The organism is Ruegeria sp. HKCCD4315 (genome assembly GCF_013112245.1).
Lineage (GTDB): Bacteria > Pseudomonadota > Alphaproteobacteria > Rhodobacterales > Rhodobacteraceae > Ruegeria.
Genome location: NZ_WVRN01000001.1, coordinates 1556254 through 1581647, shown reverse-complemented (window position 1 = coordinate 1581647; position 25394 = coordinate 1556254). Strand labels below are relative to the sequence as shown.

The window sequence follows — 25394 nt, the reverse complement described above, 5'->3', positions numbered from 1 at the left end:
AATGTCCGATTTGAGCGAACAACATATTGCATCCGTATTCGATCGCGATCTCGAGGCGATCCAAGCGCATATCATGAAGATGGGCGGCCTTGTCGAAGCCGCCATCATGAGCGCCGCGCGCTCGCTAGAGACCCGCGATGTGGAACTGGCGCAAGAAGTGCGACAGGGCGACAAAGCCATCGATGCGCTGGAAGATATCATCGACGAGGAAACCGCGCGCCTGATCGCACTACGTGCGCCCACAGCCAGCGACTTGCGGTTGGTTCTGTCTGTCCTGAAAGTCTCGGGCAATCTTGAGCGGATCGGTGATTATGCCAAGAACATCGCCAAACGTACCACGGTGCTGGTCGATGCGGGCGAGATCAACGGAAGTGCTGCAGCCCTGCGTCGTATGGCGCGCGAGGTCGAACGGATGCTGCGCGATGCGCTGGACGCCTATATTCAGCGTGACGCAGAACTGGCGACTGATGTCATCAATCGCGATGAAGAAGTGGATCAGATGTACAATGGGCTGTTCCGTGAGTTCCTGACCTTCATGGCCGAGGATCCGCGCAATATCTCCTCCTGTATGCACCTGCATTTCATCGCAAAAAATATCGAGCGCATGGGCGATCACGTCACTTCGATTGCCGAGCAAGTGGTCTATCTGGTTACCGGGGAACGCCCAACCGAGGCTCGACCCAAGGCCGACACCACGTCGCAAACCGTGTAGGAGACGACCGAAATGTCCGCAGATCAACCGACAGTTCTGGTGGTTGAGGATGAACTGGCCCAACGCGAAGTGCTGGCCTACAACCTCGAAGCAGAAGGGTTTCGCGTCTCGAAAGCCGCCAGCGGCGACGAGGCCATGTTGCTGGTGGATGAAGATTGCCCCGACATCATCGTTCTGGATTGGATGATGCCGAACCTCAGCGGCATCGAAGTTTGCCGCCGCCTAAAAAGCCGGCCCGAGACGCGTTCAATTCCGATCATCATGCTGTCGGCGCGCACTGAAGAAGTCGACAAGGTGCGTGGTTTGGAAACCGGTGCGGATGACTATGTGGTCAAACCTTATTCTGTTGTCGAACTGATGGCGCGCGTTCGCACACAACTTCGCCGGGTTCGTCCAGCTACCGTTGGCATTCGGCTGGAGTTCGACGATATCGTTCTGGATTCTGAGACGCACAAAGTGAGCCGCGACAGCAAGCCTCTGAAACTTGGTCCAACCGAGTTCCGGCTGCTCAGCACCTTCATGGAAAAGCCGGGCAGGGTCTGGAGCCGTGAGCAACTTCTGGACCGTGTCTGGGGCCGCGACATCTATGTCGACACAAGAACGGTTGATGTTCACATTGGACGTTTGCGCAAAGCCTTGACGCAACACGGTGGAGAAGATCCCGTTCGCACGGTACGCGGCGCTGGATACGCACTCGGCTGAAGTTGGGGCAGAACTGAAGTTTTCCGAATTAAAGTTATCCAAAGCACGTCGTATGAAATTCCACGTGCACTGTGTTTTACCGTTATAAACCTGTTAGTTGAAACACTCAGTTGTGGTTCCTCAGATAAGATCAATATATCGTGTAATTGGTATTATGGTAATATAACAGAAGTAGCTTGTCTAACGTTACGCACACGTACACTGTTTCTGTACTGGCTTTAAGCGTTCAGGAACGTAAATGAACTTCAAAGATAAAACAGTTGTTGTAACAGGTGCCGCGCATGGCATTGGTCGTGGATTGGCCGAACGGTTTGCGCATGAAGGCGCGCGTGTTGTGTGTTCGGACATCAACCAAGACGGTGCACAATCTCTGGCAGCTCAGTTAAATGGACATGCGTTTCCCTGTGATGTTTCCAGCGAGGACCAAATCAAGGCGTTGATCGACTTTACCGAAGACACTGTCGGCCCAATCGATTTGTTCTGCGCAAATGCCGGAATTTTGACGCTAGGTGGAATCGAAACTGCGGATGAAGACTGGGACCGCATCTGGAAAATCAATGTGATGTCACATGTTTGGACAGCGCGACATCTGGTTCCCCGTATGATTGCGCGCGGCGGCGGATATATACTGACGACCGCCTCGGCTGCCGGTTTGCTAAATCAACCAGGCGCGGCTCCATACGCTGTCAGTAAACACGCAGCTGTTGGATTTGCCGAATGGCTTGCGCTGACATACGGATCACAAGGTTTAAAAGTCTCGGTTTTGTGCCCGCAAGCGGTCCGTTCGAAGATGACCGAAGGACATGAAGTCTCGGTGGCGTCCATCGACGGAATGCTGGAACCGACTGACGTTGCCGAAGCCTGCGTCAAAGCCATACAAGCCGAACAGTTTCTTGTACTGCCGCATCCACAAGTTCTGGATTACATGCAGCTCAAAACTGCGGACTATGACAGGTGGCTATCCGGAATGTCTAAGTTACATCAGAAGTTTAATAGCCAATCTTAGCGTTTGGGATGAGCCTTGCGCATCAACCCTTCCTGAGCGACAGATGCCACCAAAGTCCCATCTTCAGAGTAGATTGAGCCTCGATTAAAGCTACGTCCCTGCCCTGTCCAAGGCGAGTCCATCACATAGAGGTGCCAATTCTGAAACTGAACAGGTGCATGGAACCAAAGCGTGTGGTCAAGACTCGCGCCATTGAATTCGCCGCTAAACCAGCTCAGGCCATGGGGGCGCAAGCCTGAAGACATGAGGTTCATATCGGATGCATAGGCCAGTAAAAGATGCTGCGTTTTCGCGTCGGCCGAAGCCGCTGCAGCCATACGAAACCAGGTCTGGTTCCGGTCGTCAGAAACTTTTGGCGTAAACGGATCCAAAGGATCCACATCGCGCACCTCGATCGGGCGTTCACGCAGTAACTCACCGCGCAAGCGCTCGGGCACACGGTCAACATAGGATTGCCGCAGCTCGGAGCGGGACAGGTAGGTTTCGGGTGCCTTCACAGATGGCATTGGATGCTGATGGTCCCAACCTTCGTCCTGAACATGGAAGGACGCAGACATGTTCAGAATTTGTTTGCCGTGCTGAATGGCAACCACGCGACGCGTTGTGAAAGAACCTCCATCTCGCGCCCTATCAACCTGATAAATAACAGGTATTTCAGGATCGCCCGGTCGGATAAAATAGGCATGAAGAGAATGGCACAAGCGGTCTTCAACTGTCCGATACGCGGCTGCCAAAGCCTGTGCAATGACTTGTCCGCCAAAGATACGTGTCGGCGTTTCACCACCCGAACCCGTGCCTCGGAACAAATCAACTTCCAGTCGTTCAATATCCAGAAGATCAAGTAAGACACGTTCCGCTTCGTTCATTTTAAGCCTGTAAAGTTAGGTAATCGCGCCTTGGGTACCAGCCCGGTTAAGATCATTCAATCATGGCCGCATGAACCAGTGCCTTAAGCTCAGCACGGGATGGGTATGAGCTGGATGGCGACAACTGGGTGAAGAAAACGGCCGTCAGGTCGTTCTGCCAATCGATCCAGAAATAGGTCGAAGCCATCCCGCCCCAACTGAAATCCCCAATCGAACCGGGCACCCGGACACGTCCGGGATTCAATACAACCGACCCTGCAAGGCCAAAACCCATCCCTTCCATTGGTTGTTCAGCAAAACTTTTTGGCCCCATCGAGGCGATGTCCCCCGGCAAATGATTGCGCATCATGAACTCGATGGTCTTTGGCCCAAGCAGGCGCTGGCCGTTACCAATACCGCGATTACGCAGCATATTTGCGAACTTTGCGTAGTCATCAAGCGTCGAGATCAGCCCGCCGCCGCCTGAAAACGTCGTGGTTTCGAAGAACGGTGATCCGGCACAACTATCGACCAATCGCAGGCTCTCATCACCTTGATTGGCTGAGTTCAGCGCCATGGCGTCCCCAGCAAGGGGTGTGTAGAGCGAGGCAAATCGGTCCCCTGCCCCAGATGACACCGTAAAACCGGTCTCGCGCATGCCCAACGGTTCAAAGATATGCTGTTCAAAGAACTTCGCTAGCGTCTGGCCAGAGACAACCTCGATCACCCGGCCCAGAACATCGGTGCCGACCGAATATTCCCAGCGGGTGCCTGGTTGAAATGCGAGCGGAAGACCAGCCAAATCGTGCACACGATCTGCCAGAAGCCCTTGATTTGGCTTGAACATGAGATCCTGCTCATCCATAGCTTCGGGCAGAATTCCAGGGTTGAACGGATAGCTGAAACCGCTGGTGTGCGTCAGCAACTGATGCAGAGTTGGTGCTGGGGTATCTTCGGTCTGATCTATGGATTTGGCTTCTGGAACAAGCGCTCGTATCTCTTTGAATTCAGGTAAGAAGTCGGACAATGGGGCGTCCAAATGAAACAGACCGCGTTCCACCAACATCATCAAGGCAACGGATGTAATCGGCTTTGTCATCGAATAGATGCGCACCAACGTATCACGCTCAAATGGCAGATCGTTTTCCACTGACCTGAGACCACTTGCATGAAAGAACGCTTCGGACCCGTTTTGACGAAGTAAAAACGAGGATCCTGCGTACTTCCTTTGCTCGACATAGCTATCCATCCAGACCCGAATTCGATCCAGGCGCGACTGATCAAACATCACTGGCTGTAGAGGCATAAGACCTTCTTTCATCAGATTAGCTTTTTTGAGTGTGTCGGTTTGAAGCCTGAGTTAACAGCGAAAATTTAACTTACCCATGGTTTCGCCTCAGACGACGCAAGCTTGCCCTGCATTGAAGTGTTAGACTGCGGCTATCTCGGATTCGCAGTGTGATGATCCGAACAGAGCCTCGAAGCGGATGGAAGGGATCACCATGACGCAAAGCATTGATTTCGTTTACGACTTTTGCAGCCCAAATGCCTTTCTGGCTCACAAAGTGCTGCCGGATCTGGCCGCGCAATACGATATTGAGATTAATTACGTTCCTGTTCTTCTGCCGATCGTCTTCAAGGCGACCCACAATCAAAGCCCGTTTCAAGCGTTTTCGGAAAACCGTCAGAAAACCGCCTATTTGACCCATGACCTTCACCGCTTTGCGCGGCGACGTGGGTTGAGTTTTCACATGAGCCCGCATTTCCCTATGAACACCAAATTCGCAATGCGCGGAGCTCATTTTGCGAAAGGTAAATCTTGGGAGACCAAGTACATAAACGCGATTTTTGATGCGATTTGGGTGCATGGGCAAAAGGTCGACGAACTGGCGGTGCTTGTCGACATCCTGCACGAAAACGAATTGCCTGTGCGCAAAATCCGTGAAGCCATGACCGGCCCCGATGTCAAACAAGACCTGAAAGATCAAACCAAGGCCAATGTTCGCCGCGGCGTTTTTGGCGTGCCTACCGTGTTCGTCGGGACCGAGATGTTTTTTGGCAAGAACAGCCTGCCGAACGTAAAGGTAGAGTTAGAGAGAGCACAAAGCGATTGATTTCCAAGGCTTACACAGTCAATTGAATGTGCTTCGCAGCGCCTCCAGCCCGTGCCGCGCAAACAGTGGAACGTAGGCACCATAGGCCTTGGCCCGCTCCGGGTCCGAGGCATTTCCGTCCAAAGCGCGCTTGTAGACGCCCTGCAAAATGCCGGCCATTCGAAAGAAGTTGAAGGCCAGGTAGAACCCGAAGTTGTCAATGCCCGGCAAACTCCGTCGCTTGCAATATTGGGCGACAAAATCCTGATCACTGGGCAGACCCAGGCTGGCGCGATCTATCCCCGCCAGACCCCGCCCCTGTTTGCCCGGTGGCAGCTGCCATTGCATGATCACGGCGGCCAGATCCGCATATGGATGGCCAATTGTTGACAATTCCCAATCCAACACTCCAATGCAATCCGTGCCGTCCGGCGCAAACATCAGGTTGTCGATGCGATAATCCCCGTGCACCAAGGTGCGCTGCCCATCATCCGCGGGAACTGAACTTTCAAGTTCGGATGCCAAAGCATCCATGTCTTCAATCACCGACGTTTCGGACGCGCGATATTGCTTGGTCCAACGCGATATCTGCCTCTCGTAGTAGTTACCAGCAGGTCCAAAATCGGACAGACCGACAGCATCGATGTCGACCATATGCAAACCGGCAAGCACCCGGTTCATTTCATTCAACACAGCAGTGCGCGTTTCATTGCTTTCGCCTTGCAGGGTTGGTTCGGGAAAGACCCTGCCGTGCAAACGTTCCATCACGTAAAACGCTGAACCGATTACAGTGTCATCTTCGCACAACAGGAACATTTCAGGCACCGGAACCTGACTGCCTGACAGCGCGCGTTGCACTCTGAACTCGCGGTCAACAGCATGGGCTGATTTCAGCAGCACACCCGGAGGTTTTCGCCGCAGCACATAGGCGGCTTCGGGCGATCGAAGCTCAAATGTCGGGTTGGACTGCCCAACCGTGAATTTGGTTGCCTCCAACGGTCCTTTGTATCCTGAAAGATGCGCGCTGAGATACGTATCCACGGCAGCCAGATCGAGATTGGTGTCATTGCTCATGGCTTATCTTCCGATCACAAGGCTTCTGCAAAAATATTACCAGCCGTCACCACATTGATCCCGCCGGAAACCGGAATTACGGCTCCGGTCACATAGCTGCCGCCCCGGCCGCACAGAAACAGCATGCACCCTGCAATGTCTTCGTCACGTCCGACCCGGCCCAGCGGGACGGATTTTCCAACTTTGTCCCGTGTGGTCTCATCCGCTGTGGCAAACGCTGTCATCCGGGATACAAACGGCCCCGGTGCCAGTGCGTTGACGGTGATGTGGTATGGAGAAAGCTCTTTTGCCATGATCTTTGTCAGATGCAGAACCGCAGCTTTAGACGCCGAATAGCTATAGGCCCCGTCCCCCATGGGCACTTCACCCATCACAGACCCCACATTGACAACACGGGCGGGATCGTCGGCGGTTCCCGATTTCATAAGCAAGGGTAAAAGCCTTTGGGTCAGTTCGAATATCCCCGTCACATTGACAGACATCACCTTGTCCCAGGCGTCATAAGGAAACTGCCCCAGTGGCGCACCCCACGATACACCCGAGTTATTCATAAGAATATCAAGCGTTTCTGTTCGCTTCTGAATGTCAGATACAAGGTTGGCTATACCGGCCTCGCTACCTATGTCGCCTGCAAAGCCCTCGGCGTGTCCCGGCGCATCCAACGCGTTCAGCTCAGCCGCAACCTCGGCGCAGGCGTCCCCTTTGCGCGAGGCGATCAAAACGCGCGCGCCTGCTCGCACGAGCGCCTCGGCCGCCATACGCCCGATGCCTGTTGCGCCACCTGTGACAAGTGCGGTTTTGCCCTCAAGCGAAAATAGGGTGTCTGGCGTCATTCTGGTGCTCCTCACTATTGTTGATGCCGGTCAGAGCTTGCCGTGATCCACCTGTTACCGTTACGGCAGGCGGTCGTCGTTCACGTTGACAAACTTTAAAGCGGCACCAAAACTTCCCAAAGACACGTTACAGGCTGAACAGAGGTCGTATGCAAGCATTACTCAGCGTCGCACCGGGCGGACCCGAAACACTGGAGCTGACCACCCTGCCCGACCCTCAACCTGGAAAAGGCCAACTTTTGGTTGCTGTTAAAGCTGCAGGTGTGAACTTTCCCGATACATTGATCATCCGGGACTTGTATCAGATTAAACCGCCACGCCCCTTTGCTCCCGGCGGTGAGATCGCAGGCGAAGTGCTGGCATTGGGCGAAAACGTAACTGGATTTGAGGTCGGCGATCGCATTCTTGCCCTTACAGGGCATGATGGCTTTGCGACCCACGCGACGATCCGGGCGGACACTGCCATCAAAATTCCTGAGAGCATGCCATATGAAGACGCTGCTTGTTTCATTTTCACCTATGGCACCTCCTATCACGCACTTAAAGACCGGGCTGACCTGAAGACAGGCGAAACACTATTGGTGTTAGGCGCAGCCGGTGGTGTTGGATCTGCTGCCATTGAACTTGGTAAAGCCATGGGTGCCAAAGTGATCGCGGGCGTTTCATCGTCTGAAAAGGCCGCGTTTTGCCGCCAGATTGGAGCAGATGAGGTCATCATCTATCCGCATGATTTGGACAAAGACGCGCAAAAGGCTTTCTCTGCCGAGGTCAAGAAAATCGCCGGACCCAATGGGGTGGATGTCGTTTATGATGCGGTGGGTGGTGCTCTGGCCGAACCATCCTTGCGCTGCATGGCGTGGAATGGGCGCTATCTTGTGGTTGGATTTCCGGCAGGAATTCCCAAAATCCCCCTAAATCTGCCTTTGTTGAAAGGATGCCAGATCGTGGGCGTCTTTTGGGGTGCGTCCGTTTTCCGCGACCCCAAGGGTCATGCTCGGAATATTTCTGATCTGTTCGCCCTTCATGCATCCGGGGCAATAAAACCCCGTATCAGTGCCCGGTTTCCCCTGGCACGCGCCTCTGAGGCGCTTGAGCAGATGTCACAGCGATCTGTGCTTGGAAAACTGGTCATAACGATGGAATGAGCTAAACCCGAAAATACAGCTTTTGTACAAGTCTTGCACCAAAGCCGCAGGCGAAGCTTTGTTGTGTGAAGCCAGGTAGACAACTCGGCCTTTAGATGTCTATGAACCACTAATGGGGATTGTGAAGACATGCATAAAGTACTGGTATTAAACGGCCCGAACCTCAACTTGCTTGGCACGCGTCAACCTGAGGTCTACGGCAGCACAACTCTGCATATGATCGAAGAACAATGCGTGCAGCATGGCGCGTCTGTTGGGCTGGATGTCACGCATCTGCAATCCAACCACGAAGGTGTGTTGCTTGACGCAATCCATGCCGCGCGTGGCGTGCAATCAGGCCTTGTTCTGAACGCCGGTGCCTTTACACACACATCGATTGCGTTGATGGACGCGATTGCCTCGGTCGAACTGCCATTGGTTGAGGTACATCTTTCCAATATTCATGCCCGCGAACCGTTCCGGCACAAATCCTATATCGCGCCGGTTGCTCTGGGTCAGATCTGCGGGTTCGGTGCGAAAGGTTACATTCTGGCTCTGGATGCACTGGCTGCGCATTTGAAAGCAGGTGGCGCGGCATGACACTCAACGAATATCTGCGGTACGTCAGCTATACTAAGACCATGGAAGACCTGTGGGATGCGCATTGTCGTCAAATGGGAAAATTCGGGTTCGATCGCCTGATCTATGGATATACGGTCTACAGAACGGCGACGTCTTTGGGCGACCCCGAAGATTTTGTTATTCTGACCAATCACAAGCGCGCTTATGTGGACGGGTTCCTGAAGGGCGGCCTTTATTTTCATGCTCCCATGTTGAAATGGGCATTGGACAATGAAGGCGCTGCCAGTTGGAAAATGATTCAGGACATGAACGCCAGCGGAACTTTGACGAACGAAGAACGCAAAGTGTTCGAGTTCAACAAGTCCATGGGTGTTGTGGCTGGCTATACAGTCAGTTTCAACTCTGTCTCCATGCGGTCCAAAGGCGCAATCTCACTTTCTGCTCAAAACGGGATGAGCCAGGAAGAGATCGACGCAGTCTGGCAAGAGCATGGCGAGGACATTCTTTTGATGAACAACGTCGCGCATCTGAAAATTCTCACTTTGCCCTTCAGCCCTCCAAACCGTGCTTTGACGAAACGGCAGCGAGAAGCTTTGCAATGGGTTGGCGACGGCAAAACCACACAAGACATCGCGTTGCTGATGGGGCTGACTTCTGCCACGGTTGAAAAGCACCTCCGACTCGCGCGCGAGGCATTGTCGGTCGAAACCACGGCACAAGCCGTTCTCAAGGCATCGCTACACAACCAGATGTTCATAATGGAAGCCTGACCGCTAGATTTTGACGCTATCTCGCGTCAGTTTACCCTAGGTAAGGAAATCACTACTTTTCAAATCCGGCGAAAAAGTTGCAAAGTGAGAGTGTTCCGTGAGTGGTGGCTTTAGCCAGGGAACATTCGATTGGATCTTTGCAATTTCAGAGCTCTCCGATCACTCTGACAAGGGGGCGCCTATTTGTCCGCGTACCTGTGTCGGAATTTTGGGGGGCCCCGACCATCCCCATCAAGCGGGGCCCTCCATATCATCCTCAGACGACAAAAAAGCACACGTTCAGCGCGTATTAATTTGCGCGAACAAAAAGGGCTACGCACAGCGTAACCCTTTCGTTTTGCAGAGATAAGGCCCCAAGTGGAGCCTTTCCCGATAGCGTGCTTAGCCCTGAGCGGCCTTGGCAACTTCGGCTGCGAAGTCTTCTTTTTCGACCACGATGCCTTCGCCAACTTCCAGACGGATAAAGCCAGTGATGGTTGCGCCCGCTTCTTTGGCCGCTGCTTCTACGGTCAGGTCAGGGTTCACAACGAACGACTGGTTCAGCAGGGTCGATTCGGCGACGAATTTCTTCATACGGCCTTCGATCATCTTCTCGATCACCTGCTCCGGCTTGCCGGACTCGCGGGCAATGTCCATCTGAACCTGCTTTTCTTTTTCGACAACAGCCGGATCCATGTCGGCCTCAGACAGAGCAGCAGGGTTCACAGCTGCGATGTGCATCGCAACCTGCTTGCCGATGGCTTCGTCGCCGCCCGACAGTGCAACCAGAACGCCGATTTTGCCCATGCCGTTGGTGGCCGCATTGTGGACGTAGGACACAACAGTGTCGCCCGACAGTTTGGACATACGGCGTACCGACATGTTTTCGCCGATGGTGGCGATCTTGTCGGTGATGGTGTCTGCAACGGATTTTCCACCCAGATCAGCAGCCAGCAGAGCTTCGACATTGTCGACGCCTTCAGCAGCGTAGGTAATCTTGCCAACCATTTCCTGGAACTCAGCGTTCTTCGCGACAAAGTCGGTTTCCGAGTTCACTTCGACAGCAACACCGTTGCCACCGTTCACGTGAACTGCAACCAGACCTTCTGCTGCGGTACGGCCCGATTTCTTGGCCGCTTTGGCCAGGCCCTTGGTGCGCAGCCAGTCAACGGCTTCGTCCATGTTGCCGCCGGTTTCGGTCAGCGCTTTTTTTGCGTCCATCATGCCTGCGCCGGTCGAGTCGCGCAGTTCTTTAACCATTGCTGCTGTGATTGCCATCTTTTGGCTCTCCTCAATTCAAACGGAATTGGGGCAGGTCTACCCTGCCCCATATGTCAATTACGTGACGGGCAGCTTACGCTTCAGCAGGTGTTTCTGCTTCGGCAGGCGCTTCTTCAGCAACGGCTTCTTCAACCGGTGCTTCTTCAAAGGCACCCAGATCAACGCCAGCAGCACCCATCTGAGCGGTCATGCCGTCCAGAGCGGCACGTGCGGCCAGGTCGCAATACAGCGAGATTGCGCGCGCTGCGTCGTCGTTGCCGGGGATGATGTAGTCAACACCATCGGGCGAGCAGTTGGTGTCGACAACAGCCACAACCGGGATACCCAGCTTGTTGGCTTCGGCGATGGCCAGTGCTTCTTTTTTGACGTCGATGACGAACAGCAGGTCAGGAACGCCGCCCATCTCACGGATACCGCCCAGCGAAGCTTGCAGCTTGGCCTGGTCACGTTCCATGCCCAGACGCTCTTTCTTGGTCAGGCCTTCGGCGCCCGATTCCATGGCTTCGTCGATCTGGTTCAGACGGTTGATCGACTGGGAAACGGTTTTCCAGTTGGTCAGCGTGCCGCCCAGCCAGCGGTGGTTCATGTAGTACTGAGCCGACTTTTCAGCCGCTTCAGCGATCGGGCCAGCGGCCTGACGCTTGGTACCAACAAACAGAACGCGGCCACCTTTGGCAACGGTGTCACGAACAGCCTGCAGAGCCTGGTCCAGCATCGGAACGGTCTGGGTCAGGTCCATGATGTGGATGCCATTGCGCGAGCCGTAGATGAACGGGCCCATGCGGGGATTCCAACGCTGTGTCTGGTGACCAAAGTGAACGCCAGCTTCCAGCAGCTGACGCATGGAGAACTCGGGAAGAGCCATGCTATTTTCCTTTTCCGGTTTACGCCTGGGCGGGGGTGAAAGAAGCGGATGCTCCAACCGGCGGTCTTGATGAGGATGTCTCCCTCAAAAAGCCCAAACCCCGCCTGCGGGTTTGAATGGCGCGCGTATACGGCAGGTTTTGATGCAGTGCAAGGGCCAATTGCCCTTATTTTTCAAGCAAAGCCAAAGCATGGGCGTGCCTGACCGCCTCTTCGCAATGTGCCGCCAGTGCCTTTCGGTTTTCAAAGTCACTAACCTTTGCCGGAGCGTGATAAATCAGCTCAACAGAACCCTGCCTGCGCGCCCCAAGTGTCTTGAGCAAATGCGGGCCGAATTCCATATCGCCCCACCAGCCGTAAAACCGTTTGGGTTGCTTTTTGGGCGCATGAAAAACAACCGAAACCGGTTGGATATACATGAAGTCGCGCAACTCATCTGCGAAGAACGCAGCGAAAAGCGTTGTTTTGAATGGCAAAACCCGCAATCCATCCGTCGAAGTACCTTCGGGAAAGAACAACAGCTTGTGGCCCGCTTTCAGGCGGGTCTCGAACAGTTTGGTCTGTTCTTTGGCTTTTGCACGATCCCGTTGGATGAACACGGTGCCGGTGGCGCGGGCCAACCATCCGATTCCGGGCCATTTCGCGACTTCGGCCTTGGATACAAAATAGACCCTCTTACGCGCGTTCAGGGCAAAAATGTCCAACCAAGAGGTATGATTGGCGACCACCGCCCCCTGCTCTTGCATCAACACGCCAGAGGTTCGGAATCCCATGCCAAGAATGCGAAATGCGTTCCGGCACACAAATTGCGTGATGAAAGGCGTGACGGGTCTGCGCACCCCGCACAACGGATACTCAACCATTCGTACGGCCAAAAGCACGATCAAGCCACCAAAGACCAGAACGGCCAGAGGCAGTCCTCGAAGGAATACCAACAGCCAACCAATCACTCCAAGGTCGATCGGATCGGGTTCATCCTCACTGTTCCAAAGCGGATCGTTCACAGATGTCAGGCCCCGCTGTAGATACGGCGCTGTCGGTCGTTCAAACGCGCAGTGTCAAGTATCAGGCACACATCGGTGGTGTTAAATTTGTGATCGATAAAGGCGCCTTCACCCACAAAACCGCCAAGTCTCAGGTAAGCTTTGATCAAAGCAGGCACCTGAACCATGGCCGCCCGCCTGTCCAAGTCGTCCTTAGCGACCAGATCCATGGATTGAAAAACGTCAGGCTGCGCGCGCACCCGCAATTCGGGCGGAGCCAGATGGTTGTGATGCAACATGGATAAAGGTTGCGCCAGCGTTGTGACGTCCGTGCCGTGAAAGCTTGCGACCCCGAACAGCACTTCGATCTCACGTTCCGTGACATAGGCCGCCAGCCCGTTCCAAAGATGATACATGGCGGTGCCACCACGATAGTCGGGATGCACACAGGACCGGCCCAGTTCCAGCAACTTGCGGCCACTGTTTTTCAAAACCGTCAGATCATATTCATCTTCTGAATAGAATTGGCCCACCTCTGCTGCACGTTCACCCGGTAACATCCTGTAAACGCCAATGATTTCGTCAGTGCCGTCGTCATAGGCCAACATGTGATCGAAATAGGGGTCAAACCGGTCTCTCTCTAACCCCGCCTCGTGATCCACCAAATCGCCACCACCACCGAGTTCACGCACAAAGACGTCATAACGCAGACGTTGCGCAGCCTGCAGCTCTGCCTCGGTTTCGGCCAGCTTGACGGTAAAGGATGGGCCTGTATCCGGCATAATGATGCGTCCGTTTTTCTTTTCGCAGCTGATACCGCAGTTGGCCAATCGAAGGCAACAACTGGCGGTTTGGTCAGAGTTGTTAACCTTTCCTAAACTAGTTTCACGGATCAAAGACCGGCATCAGGGCGATGCGCGTTCCGTCGATTACCACTTTCCCCTGCTCGCGAAAGTTCACGGTGATCTTGCCTGCGATGTTGGATTGAACCTGTCCAACGCCCCATTCGGGAAAATCCGGGTGGCGGACAAACATGCCCGGTGCAAGAATGGCATTCATGTCTGTCATGCGGGGCTCCTGAATCCGGCGGCAGATACAGCAGGAGGTACGCATGGGCGCTTCGGACGTCAACCTGGCCGAGTTGATCGGCTCTCGGATCTGCCATGATCTGATCAGCCCGATCGGGGCCATCACCAACGGGCTTGAGCTGTTGGATATGGTTGGCGCTGTTCAAGGCCCCGAGATGGAGCTGATCTCGGGCAGTGTTGGCAGTGCGGGCGCGCGTATTCGCTTTTTCCGCGTAGCCTTTGGTTCCGCCAGCGACCAACCGCTCGGGCGGGCCGAAATCACCGAACTGCTGAATGACGTCGAACGTGCCGGGCGTGTGCGGGTCAACTGGAACCTGACCGAGCCTGTTCCGCGCAATCAGGTCAAATTGGCCTTTTTGGCATTAATGTGCTGCGAAAGCGCTATGCCTCTGGGGGGCACCGTCGACGTCACAAGTCAAGGCGCGAACTGGAATGTGACCGGTTCCGCCGACAAGCTGAATGTGGACAGCGACTTGTGGAAACACGTGGTCACAGAACGTTTCCCTAACAAACTGACACCCGCGCAGGTACAGTTTGCCTTGTTGCCGGAAACAGCCAAGACGATGGGGCGTCGCGTCGCGGCAGAAACCACCGCAACGCGCGTTTCGCTCAGGTTCTAAGCCCGGGTCGTTCCGTCCCCACGAACCAGATACTTGAAACTGGTCAGTTGCGCCGCACCCACCGGGCCGCGCGCGTGCATCTTGCCTGTGGCGATCCCGATTTCCGCGCCCATACCGAACTCACCGCCATCTGCAAACTGGGTGGAGGCATTGTGCATCAGGATAGCACTGTCGAGACGTTCAAAGAATCGGGCTGCTGCCGCATCGTCTTCGGTCATGATGCAATCGGTGTGGTTGGACCCGAATTTCCGGATATGGGCAATCGCTGCGTCAATATCCTCAACGGGTTTCGCAGCAATCACACTATCAAGGAATTCCTTTCCCCAATCCTCTGACGTTGCGGCCTGTGCACCTTCGACTGCCAAAGCACCTTCGGCGTGAACCTCGACACCTGCGGCCAGCAGGGCCTCGATCACACTGCGCCCCAGTGTTTCAACAACGTCTTGATGGATCAGCAAACATTCGGCGGCTCCGCAGATGCCTGTGCGGCGGGTCTTTGCGTTCAGCACGACATCCAGCGTCTTTTGCGGATCAGCAGCTTTGTCGATGTAAATATGAACAATGCCTTCGAGGTGAGCGAAGACCGGCACACGGGCCTCGCGCTGCACCAGCCCTACCAGCCCCTTGCCACCGCGCGGAACGATGACGTCGACATAATCGGTCAGGGTCAGCAATTCCTGCACTGCTGCGCGATCTCGTGTGGGTACCAATTGAATTGCATCCTCGGGCAGGTTGGCCGCTTTCAAACCTTCGACCAGGCATTCATGAATTGCAGCTGAAGAATGAAAACTCTCGGACCCACCGCGCAAGATGACAGCATTGCCGGACTTCAGACACAGCGCACCGGCATCAGCGGTCACGTTGGGCCGGCTTTCATAGATCACGCCAATGACGCCCAAAGGCGTACGGACCCGCTGAATCTTCAATCCAGTGGGGCGCTCCCATTCGGCCAGAACCTCACCCACCGGGTCCGCCTGATCAGCCACGGTGCGCAGCCCGTCGACCATGCCCTGAATGCGGGTCTCATCCAGCATCAGCCGATCCGTCATCGCCGGGCTCAGGCCCTTGTCACGGCCAAACTCCAGGTCTTTTTGGTTCGCTTCGATGATCTGTTCACGATTAGCCCAAACCGCATCCGCAGCGGCAATCAATGCAGCGTGTTTACGCTCGGCGCTTGCAAACGCCAGATCACGCGAGGCCTCTTTGGCGCGTTTCCCAAGATCGGCCATCAGAGCGGGAATGCTGTCGAAATCTTTCATATCGCGTGCCTTTCAGGTCGTCTTTTTCAGTGCTTACAGGGCCAGATCATCCCGGTGGATCAAGGCTGCGCGGCCAGGGTAGCCCAGCGTTGCCTCAATTTCAGAAGACCTGCGCCCTTTGATCGCGTCCGCCTCTTGCGCGGTGTATCGGCTGATGCCCTGAGCCAGTCGCCGTGCTTTGGCGTCAAGAACGGCGACAGGATCGCCGCGCCCGAAATCGCCAGTCACCTCGACTATACCCGCAGGTAGCAGGCTTTTGCCATTGGCCAGAGCATTGGCGGCCCCATCATCCACGGTGATCTCTCCGCGTGGTTTCATCGCAGAGATCCAACGTTTGCGGGCGGCGTGCGGGTCCAGCGTGGCCGTAAACCACGTTGAGTTCGCGCCGTTTTCCAGCGATTTCAGCGGGTTCAACACCGACCCTTCAGTAATTGCCATCGCGCAGCCACCAGCCGTGGCCATCTTGGCAGCCAGCAGTTTTGTCTTCATCCCACCTTTGGACAGGCCCGAACCTGCATCACCCGCCATGGCCTCAATCTCGGGTGTGATCCGATCAATGGTCTCGAACCGGGTGGCTGCGGCGTCCTCGTTCGGATTACCGGAATAGAACCCATCCACATCGGACAGCAGGATCAGTTGATCGGCCCCGACCGTTACAGCAATTTGCGCAGCCAGACGATCATTGTCACCATATCGGATTTCATCCGTGGCAACCGTGTCGTTTTCGTTCACGATCGGAACAACCCCAAGACCCAACAAAGTTTCCAGAGTGGCCCGTGAGTTCAAATAGCGGCGGCGATCCTCGCTGTCCTCAAGCGTCACCAGCACCTGCGCCGTCGTTATCTGGTGCGGGGTCAAAGCTTCTTCATAGGCCCGCGCCAGACGAATCTGACCCACTGCGGCGGCGGCTTGTGATTTCTCCAAAGGCAATGCAGCCATCGGCAACCGCAATACACCGCGGCCCAACGCGATTGACCCGGAAGAGACCAAAATGACATCTGTCCCCTGCCCCTTAAGCCAGGCCACATCCTGCGCCAACGAGGTCAACCAGTCCGACCGAAGCAAACCGGTGTCGCGATCCACCAGCAAAGCGGATCCGATTTTCACCACCAGACGGCGGGCAGAGGTCAGGGCTGCCAAGGCTGCGCCTCCTCAGCGGGTTTATGGCGCACGCGATTGTCGTCGATCTGCGCCCGCAACGCGCGCAGAACCTCGGTCACGCCCAGATGGGCCACACCCGACATGGTCATGACGGGGCCGCCCACGGCTTCCTCCAGTTCAGCTTTGGTCAATTCCCGCTCTTCGTCATCCAGCGCGTCGACCTTGTTCAGAACGGTGATCCGAGGTTTTTCAGCCAGCTCACCGCCATAGGCTTCAAGCTCGTGAATAATTGTCCGGTAATCTTCGGCAACTGACTCAGAGGTGCCATCAACCAGATGCAACAGTACGGCACAGCGTTCAACGTGGCCAAGGAACCGGTCCCCGATGCCGCGCCCTTCATGCGCGCCTTCGATCAGGCCGGGAATGTCGGCAACTACGAATTCAACGTTGTCGACTCCCACGACGCCCAGATTTGGGTGCAACGTGGTGAAGGGATAATCCGCAATCTTAGGGCGTGCGTTCGATGTAGCTGCCAGAAAAGTAGACTTGCCCGCATTGGGCATACCCAGCAATCCCACATCCGCAATCAGCTTAAGCCGCAGCCAGATGGTACGGTCGATCCCCGCCTGCCCCGGATTGGCCCGGCGCGGTGCCTGATTGGTGGCGGATTTGAAGTGCAGGTTTCCAAACCCGCCGTTGCCGCCCTTGGCCAGCAGCACGCGCTGTCCAACTTCGGTCAGATCACAGATGACGGTTTCTTCGTCTTCATCCAGAATTTCAGTACCAACAGGCACACGCAGAACGATATCGTCGCCGTCCTTACCGGTACGCTGCTGGCCCCGGCCCGGCTGGCCGTTCTTGGCAAAGAAATGCTGCTGATAGCGAAAGTCGATCAGGGTGTTCAACCCGTCCACAACTTCGGCCCACACAGACCCGCCTTTGCCGCCGTCCCCACCATCGGGACCGCCGTATTCGATGTATTTTTCGCGTCGGAAGCTGACGCAGCCGCTACCGCCGGCCCCGGACCGGATGTAGACCTTTGCAAGATCGAGAAATTTCATGGTCTGTCCCCTACTGCAAAGGCCCCATCGGCCACAAGTCAGAGTTTTTTACTGTAAGTCCAGGTGGGCACATTCGCATCACGCGCCACCGAATAGCTTTCCGCGTCACCCAGATACTGGAACCCGCAATGGGTCAGCACCCGCGCCGAGGCGGGGTTGTCCTGAAACACACTGGCAAACATGGTCGCGTTCTGCAGAGGGTTGGCATTGACCAATGCTTCAACGGCCAAAGATGCAATGCCCGTGTTCCAATAAATCGGCGCAACCCAATATCCGACCTCGGACTGATTCCGATCCAGTCGTTTCAGTGTGATCAGGCCGATCAGTTCCGGGCCGCCGTCCTTGATTGCATCCATCACCCAGACATCTTCGTCCCGGTCTTCTGCCATCGAACGGGTGACAAAAGCCTCGGTCGAGCCGGGCGCCAGCGGATGCGCGATGCTTGTGGTCATGCGTGCCACGCGCTCATCCCCCGCATAGTGCTCGATCAGTCCCATGTCCGAACGGCGCAGCGGGCGCAGATCGAACCGCTCGGTTTCTATGACCGGCTGATTTATTATTGCTTCAAGCTTCATTGGTGTGTTCCTCCTCCGAACAACACAAAAAGGACGGACGCAACCGTAAGCCCGGCCAACGTCCACATTAGATATTTTTCCGCAGGGCGACCTTCAACCGCATGGGCAATTCTATCGCCTGCGAAGGTCCAGATCGGGTGCAAAACAACCTGGCAGATGAACAAACAAAGAGCGATCGTGAACGTTGCGTCCAAACTGGACGTGCCAGCAGCGACGAAACCGGTAAACCCGGCAATGATCATGGCCCAGGCTTTGGGGTTCAGCGGATGCACGATCAGTCCGGCCCAGAACCCCGGTACCGAACCACCTGCCCCATCCCGCGACAATCGAAGATTGGCAATCTTCCAAGCCAGCCAGCACACATAACCAGCAGAGGCGTATTTCAGCGCAGAAAACACAAATGGCGCTTGTTCCCCAATTTGCATGAGGCCGAAGCCTACCGGCCAGATAATCAACTGCTTGCCCAGAACAACACCGGCAACAAACGGCAGGGCCGCCCGGAAACCATAGCGCGCACCTGTTCCCAGCAGGACCATATTGGCCGGTCCCGGCGTGCCAACCTGCGAGGCGGCAAAGATTAGGAAGCTGGTGGTTGCAACGGTCATCGGCTCTTTGGATCACGACTGTGTTAAAACGAAAAAGGGACCGGCATTTTCTGCCGGTCCCCCATGAATTTTTTATTAACCTTCTGGGTCTCGGCTTACTCTGCGGCCTCCGCCACTGGCAGGACCGAAATGAAGGTGCGGTTTTTGAGTCCCTTGTGGAACTTCACGGCGCCATCGGTGGTTGCAAAGATGGTGTGATCTTTGCCCATGCCTACGCCTTCGCCCGGCCAGAACTTGGTGCCGCGCTGACGTACGATGATGTTGCCTGCGATGGCTGCCTGGCCACCATACAGTTTCACGCCAAGGCGGCGACCAGCTGAGTCGCGACCGTTACGGGAGGAACCGCCAGCTTTTTTATGTGCCATTCTCTCTCTCCTTAGCCCTGAGCCAGCTCTTTGGCTTGCTCAACCCATTCGGGTTTCACTTTGATGGTGTCGATAGCAGCAATCTGCTCATCCGACAAGGCGGCCAGAGCGGCAAAGCTCTCGATACCGGCTTCAACCAGCTTTTTGGCAGCGGCAGGACCGACACCGTTCAGCTTGGTCAGATCGTCAGCGGCAGCAGCAGCGGCGGGTGCCTCTGCTTTGGCTTCTGCTTTCTTGGCAGGCTTTGCAGCAGGTGCTGCTTCGCCAGCCGGAGCTGATCCGGTTGCAGCTTTGATGCCCGACTTGTCAGCGCCCGACGACAGGATGTCGGTGATCTTGACCAGTGTCAGCTTCTGACGGTGGCCAACGGTACGCTTCGAGCTGTGCTTACGACGGCGCTTGACGAATTTGATGACCTTGTCACCTTTGATCTGTTCGATCACTTCGGCCTGTACGCCTGCGCCTTCAACGAAAGGTGCGCCAACAACCGGCGCGTCACCGCCCAGCATCAGAACATCGTTGAATTGAACTTTTTCACCTGCGTCGGCAGCCAGTTTTTCAACGCGGAGGATATCGCCCGCCTGAACCTTGTACTGCTTGCCGCCAGTCTTGAGGACCGCAAACATGCGTCTTTCCTTTTCATACCCGCGTTCTGTGGTCCCCTTTCGGGCGTTTCTGGCTTAAGCCACCTCGAACAGCGCGCCCTTTTCGGGCTGTGTGACAGACCCTTTCGATGTATCTTAAGGGTCAAATAATAACGAGACCCGGCGCGGATGACCGGCCGGGATGCGCGCTTATCCATAGATTGCAGAAGAAAGTCAACACCAAACCAACCTCAAAGGTCAGACGCCCTGAGAGCACGGGCAACCGCTTGTCCCAACTGGTAGGAAATATCGTTGAACATACGATCAAACCCATCAAACAACGCGTCGTTCAGCGCTTGTCCGGTCTCCGTTCTGGAAAAAGCTATATTCTCTCGCATTTGCGCCTCGTCCAACGGGCGATATGCCAGCAGTAGAAAGGCATAAAGCCACGCTTCGGTGTCTGCTGTCCTGCTGTCCTTCTGCGACAAAAGCTCTGACAGTAAGTCCTGAGTGTCTGCTCTTGAATCCACATCCAGACCGCGAAAGAAGTTATAATCTGACGTCAAAGACCCCTGAACGTTCTTCTCAACCAGATTGTTCGCTTCGATGTATTCCTCAACCAAAGCAAACCGCGTTGTTGTGCGTGCGGTTTCTTCAAACGCGTCGCGCGCCATTTCTTCGATTGTCGGATCCGAAATCGCCTGACGGGCCGAGTTTTCAAGTGTTACGATTGTTTGACCCAGATCACTCTCAAAAAACACAATGGCCTGATCAAACTGCGCATCCGACATACCTGTCTCGAACGCTTCAGTCAGGTGATCTTGCATCCACATGGGATCATAGATGTCATTGACCTGAGCTTCAAAGAGCGCCCCACCAGTGTTGCTCAGCATGGTTTCATCCAGGTTTTTCCGGTGTTCTTGCCCTTCTTGAACCAGTATCTCCATCACGTCGGGCAGGTGCATGGCCTGAGCCAACCGGTCTATCTTTTCGTTCGCCAACGCGGGCGACCCCAAAAGGACAAAGACCAGAACCTGAGCGAACCGCTGCATCAAATATCCTGTGCGGGATGCAATTCTGCCATCCGCGAGGCAAGAACCTCGAACCGTCGGGCCATGATTTCGAATTGTATGACGTTCAGAAGTTCATAAACTTCCTGCATCAAGGGCTGTTCCAACGCATCGACATAGGCGTTCACGTCCTCGTCCGAGAAATCCTTGTACGTGTAAGCCGCGCCTGCAAGGCTGGACAATTGAAGCGATTGACGCAGAGCGGGCTCGTTTCTTTTCAAAAGCTCTCGCAAATCTTCTGCATCCATTTGCAATTCGATGACGCCGGATGCGCTGGCCGCCAGCAGGAAGCGAAACTGTATCTCCTGCCATGCTCGAAGCGCTGTATCGGTCGAATCGATGGCCGCACTCATTCGCTTGAAGCTTTCGACCCGCTGTGACCCTTCTTTGATCAGATCCGAGATGATTTGCTGGCCTTCAAATTGCTTGGCTTCGTTATCCGCGTTCATATGAGACGCATTTTCAACTTCGACCAAACGCTGCCCCAGGTCGGACGCGTAGAACTCAATTGCGTGCGCCAATGCCTCTTCGCTCAGCGTTTCCTCAAGAATGGAAACCGCCGTTTGATGCATAGCTTCGACGTCAAATACCTCATCCGTGAGACGTGACCAGTCCGAGCCGAACCCGTCCGGGTCGATGCCCAGCATTTGCGGTGCGGACCGAGAACTCAACGCGATGCTTTCCAGCGCGACATCAAATCCGGTTGTTGTCAGAAACGCTTCGATCCGTTCCCGGTTGGCCGCAAACAAAGGAGCAGCAGCCATAAAAAACGCCAAGAGCAGCGCCAAAAACAGAAAAGCAAAGCGGTGTGCAGGCTGTGTCATAGTATTCAGAGTAGGCGTTTTCCGTCCGCTGGCAATGGAAAAATCCGGCTTTGTCAAATTCTGGAATTTTCTGCTTGCACCCCCGCCCGTTCCTCACTAAATCCCCCCCTCACAGACCCCCGCGGAGAGGTGCCGGAGTGGTCGAACGGGGCGGTCTCGAAAACCGTTGTGGGTGCAAGCCCACCCAGGGTTCGAATCCCTGTCTCTCCGCCACATACCGCACCCATACGTGACCACGGGTGCCGCAAGTGCCTTATTTTTATGGCGCTTTGACAACATAGCTACCCAGCAGATACCAGTGTTACCCAGACGTTCAGGTGGACTTAGGGTGGACCAACATGCAATCGCAAGCTAATCTCATTGGGCCGATCCGGTTCAAACGGGTTTCTGTCATACTCCCTCGCTGCCGGAATCGGTGCGCACCCGGCCCCTTCAGATTGTGTTTTACACATTGGCCGGGTGCCAACCAATGAGACAGACCCAGCTTAACAAACTGACCGCACGACAGGTTCAACACGCCAAACCCGGCAAGCACAGCGACGGTGGTGGTCTGTGGCTGGTCGTATCCCCCACCGGCACCCGCAAATGGGTATTGAGGCACACGGTAGACGGAAAGAGGCGCGAACGTGGTCTTGGTGGGTATCCGGCTGTCTCGGTTGCTGATGCCCGTGCCAAGGCCGCTGCGGTGCGTTCTGGTGACAAAATGTCATTAGAGAAATCGCCTTCCCAAAATGGGAAAGCAACATTCCGATCCGCAATGGACCGGTACCTGACGTTGCGCGGTGCCGAGTGGTCCAACAGCAAACACGCGAAGCAATGGCCCAGCACCCTGCGGACGTACGCCGGGTCTCTGATGGATATGCCAGTGGATGCCATCCGCACAGCGGACGTGGCCGGGTGCCTGATCCCGATCTGGCAAACCAAGCCTGAGACGGCCAGCCGTGTGCGCCAACGGATCGAACGTATCCTGTCGGCCAGTATTGCGATGGGGGAACGTGACGGGCCGAACCCGGCTGCGCTGCGGGACAATCTCGAACTGGTACTGGGCAAACAGGTGAAGACGGTACGGCACCACCCGGCGATACCGGTTGCCGACTTGCCGGATGCCTTTGCAACGATCTGGCACAAGCGGGATACCGGGGCCGGTACGATGGGTCTGGTGCTGGTCTTCCTGACCGTGCTGCGATCCGGCGAAGTCAGGCACATGGAATGGTCGGATGTGGGGTCCGACGTGGTGACGATACCCGCCGACCGTATGAAGGCCAGACGCGGCCACAGGACGCCCGTGGTGCCGTTGTTGGGGCAAGTGCTGGACGATCTGCCCCGGTGGTCTGGTACCAGCCTTGTGGTACCGGGACAGAGCAACCGGCCCATGAGCGATGCAACGATGGCTGCGGCCCTGCGTCGTGCCGGTATGGGTGCCTATACCCCGCATGGTATTCGCAGCAGCTTTAGTGACTGGGCAAACGAATCGGGATACCCGCACAGGCACATCGAAGACCAGCTTGCGCACCAGATCGGCACGGACGTTGAACGTGCGTACCGTCGCGGGGATTACCTGACGCAACGGGTGCCGATGATGGAAGATTGGACTAAGATGTTGACTTCCCGGCTTAATATCTAGGGTATAGGTTTTAGCCTATAAGTTATTGATATAGCTAAAAAAATATACGTTGCACGGTATTGGAATCCGTGGTCCGTTAATCCCCAATGATCACCAAAGGGGATTGAAATGGAACAGAAGAAAGAAGGGTTTGCGCGTAAGCCTGAAGTGATGGCTTGGTCGGGTTTGAGCAAGACCACACTGGAACGCGAAATCGAAGCTGGACGGTTTCCGGCACCCTACCGATTGGCCGTGACCGTAGTCGGATGGCGTTGGTCCGATCTTCACGAATGGGCCGAGAACCGCAAGCGCGTAGGTGATGCGGCATGATCGACCCAGAACAGGAAATGGCTGAAGTGCGCGAGTTATCCGCAGGACAGCAAATTCGCGAGTCCGTCGAACGCAGCAAAAAGCACGACCGGGAAGCACAGGAAGCAAACCTGCGTTTCGTGAAAAAACAACATGCTGAAAGACGGGCAAAGCGCGGCTGGGACACAGAATGAAACGCGATCCCTCTTGGTACGTTGCGGATCGTCGTTTCTTCGACCGGCACCCGGATCGCCAGTTTCGTCTTCGGAAAACGCACAGTCATGAACTGAAGGATTGGCCTGAAGACTTGCCGCCACAGGAAGACGGTAAGATGTGGGCTACGGTGGTGGATTGTACCCGCCAACCGACCGGGCAATTCCGTCGTCGGAAGTTGGTTCAACTGCCCGAACCTTTTGTGAAACACGCGCATGCGTTTGACGATTTCCATCTGGATCAGATGTTCGTCACCGGCGCGATCATTTTCGATGAGCGAGTGGCACACATAATGCCGAAAGGGGATGCGGGGTGATTTTCAGCTTTGGGAAGTACAAGGGGCGATCCCTTGAGGAAGTGATGATGATCGACTCCGGTTACGTGAATTGGTTGTTGCAACAGGGTTGGTTCGCGGAACGTAATCAGGCGATGTACGAACACCTGACCGGCGAAAACTACGGCGGCGCAAAGGTGGAAAATACACCAGAACACAACCGGCTTCAGGCGTTGTTCCTGAACCCCGAATATTGTCTTTCGGTTGGTCGGTGTGCCGGTGTTGTAACCGGCGTCCAATACACCCGTGAGCAACACGATGAGCGTATGGATAATGTGCGTCTCGACATAAAGGATTGGTCGACTTACTTCGATCAACTGGACCAGTACGAAGCGGGTCTGATCAAATTGCGACCAAACAAACCGTTCTATGGTGACAACACACCGGTTCGTGAATGGTTGGGAACAGCCGAATTGCACTTTCCGACATTTGAGGAAGTGATGGCGGGGTTTAGCATCAACTGCACGATGCAATTCGAAACAGCGGACATTGACGTGATTGCGCAATGGCACGTTTATCACGACAACAGTGTGACGAATTTGGCAAATCTTGGTGGTCTGAATTTCCTCGAAAATCATTGGTTCGGGAGCGGTCTTTTCTGTGTCGAAATCAAACCGACTTTGGGTGACGATTACCCCAACGTACTGCGCGATATGCAGAGGGGTAGAAAACGGGCCATCAAGCACGTTCATGGTTCTTACGTACCAATGTACGAACAGGGTCCGAACCAAATCCCACACATCCTGTACGTCGAACGGTTCACAGCCACCAGTGTGTCGTTCCAGCAGGTCGAACAGATGTTTGCGCATTCCGGTTTTCGGATCGTGATGCGGCATGAGGTTGACGCCTTGTCGATCATGCCACCCGCAGCAGATGCGCTTGCCGCGTTGCTGTCCTAGCCAAAAGACCCGACCGGGGCAGCTTGGCCGCTGCAC

Annotated in this window: 31 protein-coding genes and 1 tRNA gene; 14 read left to right on the top strand and 18 right to left on the bottom strand. The window is 55.2% G+C overall.

Annotation, left to right across the window (positions count from 1 at the left end):
* Positions 1-10 precede the first annotated feature (10 nt).
* The 3 genes from phoU (at position 11) to GS646_RS07995 (ending at position 2420) form a co-directional block, all read left to right on the top strand.
* Positions 11-712 carry a phosphate signaling complex protein PhoU gene (gene phoU / locus GS646_RS08005; protein WP_171183636.1) on the top strand — a complete coding sequence of 234 codons (702 nt, stop codon included), beginning with the start codon at positions 11-13 and terminating at the stop codon, positions 710-712.
* 12 nt (positions 713-724) lie between these two features.
* Complete coding sequence (gene phoB, locus GS646_RS08000) at positions 725-1414, top strand: phosphate regulon transcriptional regulator PhoB (RefSeq protein WP_171090046.1); 690 nt, start codon at positions 725-727, stop codon at positions 1412-1414.
* 238 nt (positions 1415-1652) lie between these two features.
* Positions 1653-2420, top strand: a complete 768-nt coding sequence (locus GS646_RS07995; protein WP_171183212.1) for an SDR family oxidoreductase — start codon at positions 1653-1655, stop codon at positions 2418-2420.
* Here GS646_RS07995 and GS646_RS07990 read toward each other — a convergent pair.
* A complete protein-coding gene (locus GS646_RS07990) occupies positions 2417-3286 on the bottom strand; it encodes an acyl-CoA thioesterase II (RefSeq protein ID WP_171183214.1) in 870 nt (289 codons plus the stop codon). The two genes, GS646_RS07995 and GS646_RS07990, sit on opposite strands and share 4 nt — an antisense overlap.
* A gap of 52 nt (positions 3287-3338) precedes the next feature.
* Positions 3339-4571, bottom strand: coding sequence for a serine hydrolase (locus GS646_RS07985; RefSeq protein ID WP_171183216.1), 1233 nt, complete (start codon positions 4569-4571; stop codon positions 3339-3341).
* 196 nt (positions 4572-4767) lie between these two features.
* Between GS646_RS07985 and GS646_RS07980 the strand changes: the two genes are divergently transcribed.
* Positions 4768-5379, top strand: a complete 612-nt coding sequence (locus GS646_RS07980; protein ID WP_171183218.1) for a 2-hydroxychromene-2-carboxylate isomerase — start codon at positions 4768-4770, stop codon at positions 5377-5379.
* Positions 5380-5397: 18 nt separating this feature from the next.
* Here GS646_RS07980 and GS646_RS07975 read toward each other — a convergent pair whose 3' ends face one another.
* Together GS646_RS07975 and GS646_RS07970 are read right to left on the bottom strand one after the other, a co-directional pair.
* Positions 5398-6432: a phosphotransferase gene (locus GS646_RS07975; protein ID WP_171183220.1), complete on the bottom strand. Its 1035-nt coding sequence runs from the start codon at positions 6430-6432 to the stop codon at positions 5398-5400.
* 14 nt (positions 6433-6446) lie between these two features.
* The gene (locus GS646_RS07970; protein ID WP_171183222.1) at positions 6447-7265 is read right to left on the bottom strand and encodes an SDR family oxidoreductase; all 819 of its coding nucleotides are present in this window, start codon (positions 7263-7265) and stop codon (positions 6447-6449) included.
* Positions 7266-7414: 149 nt separating this feature from the next.
* Here GS646_RS07970 and GS646_RS07965 point away from each other — a divergent pair, with 149 nt between their 5' ends.
* From GS646_RS07965 to GS646_RS07955, 3 genes are all read left to right on the top strand, one after another.
* Complete coding sequence (locus GS646_RS07965; protein WP_171183224.1) at positions 7415-8410, top strand: NADPH:quinone oxidoreductase family protein; 996 nt, start codon at positions 7415-7417, stop codon at positions 8408-8410.
* A gap of 129 nt (positions 8411-8539) precedes the next feature.
* Positions 8540-8989: a type II 3-dehydroquinate dehydratase gene (gene aroQ / locus GS646_RS07960; protein WP_171090062.1), complete on the top strand. Its 450-nt coding sequence runs from the start codon at positions 8540-8542 to the stop codon at positions 8987-8989.
* Entirely contained in the window at positions 8986-9741 is a 756-nt protein-coding gene (locus tag GS646_RS07955) for an autoinducer binding domain-containing protein (RefSeq protein WP_171183226.1), read from the top strand. The genes aroQ and GS646_RS07955 overlap by 4 nt, the downstream gene beginning before the upstream one ends.
* 381 nt (positions 9742-10122) lie before the next feature.
* On the opposite strand, the gene tsf is transcribed toward GS646_RS07955, so the two are convergent.
* The 5 genes from tsf to GS646_RS07930 form a co-directional block, all read right to left on the bottom strand.
* Complete coding sequence (gene tsf, locus GS646_RS07950; protein WP_171090066.1) at positions 10123-10998, bottom strand: translation elongation factor Ts; 876 nt, start codon at positions 10996-10998, stop codon at positions 10123-10125.
* 76 nt (positions 10999-11074) lie between these two features.
* The gene (rpsB, locus tag GS646_RS07945) at positions 11075-11866 is read right to left on the bottom strand and encodes a 30S ribosomal protein S2 (RefSeq protein WP_171090068.1); all 792 of its coding nucleotides are present in this window, start codon (positions 11864-11866) and stop codon (positions 11075-11077) included.
* A 166-nt stretch (positions 11867-12032) separates the two neighbouring features.
* On the bottom strand, positions 12033-12869 hold the full coding sequence (locus tag GS646_RS07940; protein WP_171183231.1) for a lysophospholipid acyltransferase family protein: 837 nt from the start codon (positions 12867-12869) through the stop codon (positions 12033-12035).
* Between the two features lie 5 nt (positions 12870-12874).
* Positions 12875-13630, bottom strand: coding sequence for a GNAT family N-acetyltransferase (locus GS646_RS07935; protein ID WP_171183233.1), 756 nt, complete (start codon positions 13628-13630; stop codon positions 12875-12877).
* Between the two features lie 103 nt (positions 13631-13733).
* Positions 13734-13916, bottom strand: a complete 183-nt coding sequence (locus tag GS646_RS07930) for a DUF3553 domain-containing protein (protein ID WP_050602459.1) — start codon at positions 13914-13916, stop codon at positions 13734-13736.
* Positions 13917-13959: 43 nt separating this feature from the next.
* Between GS646_RS07930 and GS646_RS07925 the strand changes: the two genes are divergently transcribed.
* Positions 13960-14556 carry a histidine phosphotransferase family protein gene (locus tag GS646_RS07925; protein WP_171183235.1) on the top strand — a complete coding sequence of 199 codons (597 nt, stop codon included), beginning with the start codon at positions 13960-13962 and terminating at the stop codon, positions 14554-14556.
* Here GS646_RS07925 and GS646_RS07920 read toward each other — a convergent pair.
* The 9 genes from GS646_RS07920 to GS646_RS07880 all read right to left on the bottom strand — a co-directional run bounded on the left by GS646_RS07920 (position 14553) and on the right by GS646_RS07880 (position 21940).
* Positions 14553-15815 (bottom strand): glutamate-5-semialdehyde dehydrogenase, encoded by a 1263-nt coding sequence (locus GS646_RS07920; protein ID WP_171646944.1) that lies wholly within the window; start codon positions 15813-15815, stop codon positions 14553-14555. The genes GS646_RS07925 and GS646_RS07920 overlap by 4 nt on opposite strands.
* 33 nt (positions 15816-15848) lie before the next feature.
* Positions 15849-16955, bottom strand: coding sequence for a glutamate 5-kinase (gene proB, locus GS646_RS07915; protein WP_171183239.1), 1107 nt, complete (start codon positions 16953-16955; stop codon positions 15849-15851).
* Positions 16943-17977, bottom strand: a complete 1035-nt coding sequence (gene obgE / locus GS646_RS07910) for a GTPase ObgE (RefSeq protein ID WP_171090079.1) — start codon at positions 17975-17977, stop codon at positions 16943-16945. Before obgE ends, proB begins: the two co-directional genes overlap by 13 nt.
* A gap of 38 nt (positions 17978-18015) precedes the next feature.
* On the bottom strand, positions 18016-18552 hold the full coding sequence (locus GS646_RS07905; RefSeq protein WP_171090081.1) for a GNAT family N-acetyltransferase: 537 nt from the start codon (positions 18550-18552) through the stop codon (positions 18016-18018).
* Positions 18549-19157 (bottom strand): LysE family translocator, encoded by a 609-nt coding sequence (locus tag GS646_RS07900; protein ID WP_171183242.1) that lies wholly within the window; start codon positions 19155-19157, stop codon positions 18549-18551. Before GS646_RS07900 ends, GS646_RS07905 begins: the two co-directional genes overlap by 4 nt.
* Positions 19158-19252: 95 nt before the next feature.
* Complete coding sequence (gene rpmA / locus GS646_RS07895) at positions 19253-19522, bottom strand: 50S ribosomal protein L27 (protein ID WP_039535512.1); 270 nt, start codon at positions 19520-19522, stop codon at positions 19253-19255.
* An 11-nt stretch (positions 19523-19533) separates the two neighbouring features.
* The gene (locus GS646_RS07890; RefSeq protein WP_171183244.1) at positions 19534-20148 is read right to left on the bottom strand and encodes a 50S ribosomal protein L21; all 615 of its coding nucleotides are present in this window, start codon (positions 20146-20148) and stop codon (positions 19534-19536) included.
* Positions 20149-20357: 209 nt separating this feature from the next.
* Complete coding sequence (locus tag GS646_RS07885; RefSeq protein ID WP_171646945.1) at positions 20358-21158, bottom strand: DUF2059 domain-containing protein; 801 nt, start codon at positions 21156-21158, stop codon at positions 20358-20360.
* The gene (locus tag GS646_RS07880) at positions 21158-21940 is read right to left on the bottom strand and encodes a DUF2059 domain-containing protein (protein WP_253758533.1); all 783 of its coding nucleotides are present in this window, start codon (positions 21938-21940) and stop codon (positions 21158-21160) included. The genes GS646_RS07885 and GS646_RS07880 overlap by 1 nt, the downstream gene beginning before the upstream one ends.
* A 183-nt stretch (positions 21941-22123) precedes the next feature.
* Here GS646_RS07880 and GS646_RS07875 point away from each other — a divergent pair.
* The 6 genes from GS646_RS07875 to GS646_RS07850 all read left to right on the top strand — a co-directional run bounded on the left by GS646_RS07875 (position 22124) and on the right by GS646_RS07850 (position 25358).
* Positions 22124-22213, top strand: a tRNA-Ser gene (locus GS646_RS07875).
* 256 nt (positions 22214-22469) lie between these two features.
* A complete protein-coding gene (locus GS646_RS07870) occupies positions 22470-23624 on the top strand; it encodes a site-specific integrase (protein WP_171646946.1) in 1155 nt (384 codons plus the stop codon).
* A gap of 108 nt (positions 23625-23732) precedes the next feature.
* On the top strand, positions 23733-23933 hold the full coding sequence (locus tag GS646_RS07865; protein ID WP_171646947.1) for an AlpA family transcriptional regulator: 201 nt from the start codon (positions 23733-23735) through the stop codon (positions 23931-23933).
* Positions 23930-24106, top strand: coding sequence for a hypothetical protein (locus tag GS646_RS07860; protein WP_171646949.1), 177 nt, complete (start codon positions 23930-23932; stop codon positions 24104-24106). Before GS646_RS07865 ends, GS646_RS07860 begins: the two co-directional genes overlap by 4 nt.
* Positions 24103-24441: a hypothetical protein gene (locus GS646_RS07855; RefSeq protein ID WP_171646952.1), complete on the top strand. Its 339-nt coding sequence runs from the start codon at positions 24103-24105 to the stop codon at positions 24439-24441. Before GS646_RS07860 ends, GS646_RS07855 begins: the two co-directional genes overlap by 4 nt.
* Positions 24438-25358, top strand: a complete 921-nt coding sequence (locus tag GS646_RS07850; RefSeq protein ID WP_371732063.1) for a hypothetical protein — start codon at positions 24438-24440, stop codon at positions 25356-25358. Before GS646_RS07855 ends, GS646_RS07850 begins: the two co-directional genes overlap by 4 nt.
* Positions 25359-25394 lie beyond the last annotated feature (36 nt).

Bases quoted from the DNA above. Each gene is read 5' to 3' on its own strand.
- rpmA (WP_039535512.1), bottom strand. From the start codon at position 19,522: ATGGCACATAAAAAAGCTGGCGGTTCCTCCCGTAACGGTCGCGACTCA.
- GS646_RS07880 (WP_253758533.1), bottom strand. From the start codon at position 21,940: ATGGCTGCTGCTCCTTTGTTTGCGGCCAACCGGGAACGGATCGAAGCG.
- GS646_RS07965 (WP_171183224.1), top strand. From the start codon at position 7,415: ATGCAAGCATTACTCAGCGTCGCACCGGGCGGACCCGAAACACTGGAG.
- aroQ (WP_171090062.1), top strand. From the start codon at position 8,540: ATGCATAAAGTACTGGTATTAAACGGCCCGAACCTCAACTTGCTTGGC.
- rpsB (WP_171090068.1), bottom strand. From the start codon at position 11,866: ATGGCTCTTCCCGAGTTCTCCATGCGTCAGCTGCTGGAAGCTGGCGTT.
- GS646_RS07995 (WP_171183212.1), top strand. From the start codon at position 1,653: ATGAACTTCAAAGATAAAACAGTTGTTGTAACAGGTGCCGCGCATGGC.
- GS646_RS07985 (WP_171183216.1), bottom strand. From the start codon at position 4,571: ATGCCTCTACAGCCAGTGATGTTTGATCAGTCGCGCCTGGATCGAATT.
- tsf (WP_171090066.1), bottom strand. From the start codon at position 10,998: ATGGCAATCACAGCAGCAATGGTTAAAGAACTGCGCGACTCGACCGGC.
- GS646_RS07990 (WP_171183214.1), bottom strand. From the start codon at position 3,286: ATGAACGAAGCGGAACGTGTCTTACTTGATCTTCTGGATATTGAACGA.
- GS646_RS07920 (WP_171646944.1), bottom strand. From the start codon at position 15,815: ATGAAAGATTTCGACAGCATTCCCGCTCTGATGGCCGATCTTGGGAAA.
- phoB (WP_171090046.1), top strand. From the start codon at position 725: ATGTCCGCAGATCAACCGACAGTTCTGGTGGTTGAGGATGAACTGGCC.
- GS646_RS07870 (WP_171646946.1), top strand. From the start codon at position 22,470: ATGAGACAGACCCAGCTTAACAAACTGACCGCACGACAGGTTCAACAC.
- GS646_RS07905 (WP_171090081.1), bottom strand. From the start codon at position 18,552: ATGAAGCTTGAAGCAATAATAAATCAGCCGGTCATAGAAACCGAGCGG.
- GS646_RS07980 (WP_171183218.1), top strand. From the start codon at position 4,768: ATGACGCAAAGCATTGATTTCGTTTACGACTTTTGCAGCCCAAATGCC.
- GS646_RS07955 (WP_171183226.1), top strand. From the start codon at position 8,986: ATGACACTCAACGAATATCTGCGGTACGTCAGCTATACTAAGACCATG.
- GS646_RS07890 (WP_171183244.1), bottom strand. From the start codon at position 20,148: ATGTTTGCGGTCCTCAAGACTGGCGGCAAGCAGTACAAGGTTCAGGCG.
- GS646_RS07925 (WP_171183235.1), top strand. From the start codon at position 13,960: ATGGGCGCTTCGGACGTCAACCTGGCCGAGTTGATCGGCTCTCGGATC.
- GS646_RS07865 (WP_171646947.1), top strand. From the start codon at position 23,733: ATGGAACAGAAGAAAGAAGGGTTTGCGCGTAAGCCTGAAGTGATGGCT.
- GS646_RS07885 (WP_171646945.1), bottom strand. From the start codon at position 21,158: ATGCAGCGGTTCGCTCAGGTTCTGGTCTTTGTCCTTTTGGGGTCGCCC.
- GS646_RS07935 (WP_171183233.1), bottom strand. From the start codon at position 13,630: ATGCCGGATACAGGCCCATCCTTTACCGTCAAGCTGGCCGAAACCGAG.
- GS646_RS07975 (WP_171183220.1), bottom strand. From the start codon at position 6,432: ATGAGCAATGACACCAATCTCGATCTGGCTGCCGTGGATACGTATCTC.
- GS646_RS07900 (WP_171183242.1), bottom strand. From the start codon at position 19,157: ATGACCGTTGCAACCACCAGCTTCCTAATCTTTGCCGCCTCGCAGGTT.
- GS646_RS07970 (WP_171183222.1), bottom strand. From the start codon at position 7,265: ATGACGCCAGACACCCTATTTTCGCTTGAGGGCAAAACCGCACTTGTC.
- obgE (WP_171090079.1), bottom strand. From the start codon at position 17,977: ATGAAATTTCTCGATCTTGCAAAGGTCTACATCCGGTCCGGGGCCGGC.
- GS646_RS07930 (WP_050602459.1), bottom strand. From the start codon at position 13,916: ATGACAGACATGAATGCCATTCTTGCACCGGGCATGTTTGTCCGCCAC.
- GS646_RS07855 (WP_171646952.1), top strand. From the start codon at position 24,103: ATGAAACGCGATCCCTCTTGGTACGTTGCGGATCGTCGTTTCTTCGAC.
- GS646_RS07860 (WP_171646949.1), top strand. From the start codon at position 23,930: ATGATCGACCCAGAACAGGAAATGGCTGAAGTGCGCGAGTTATCCGCA.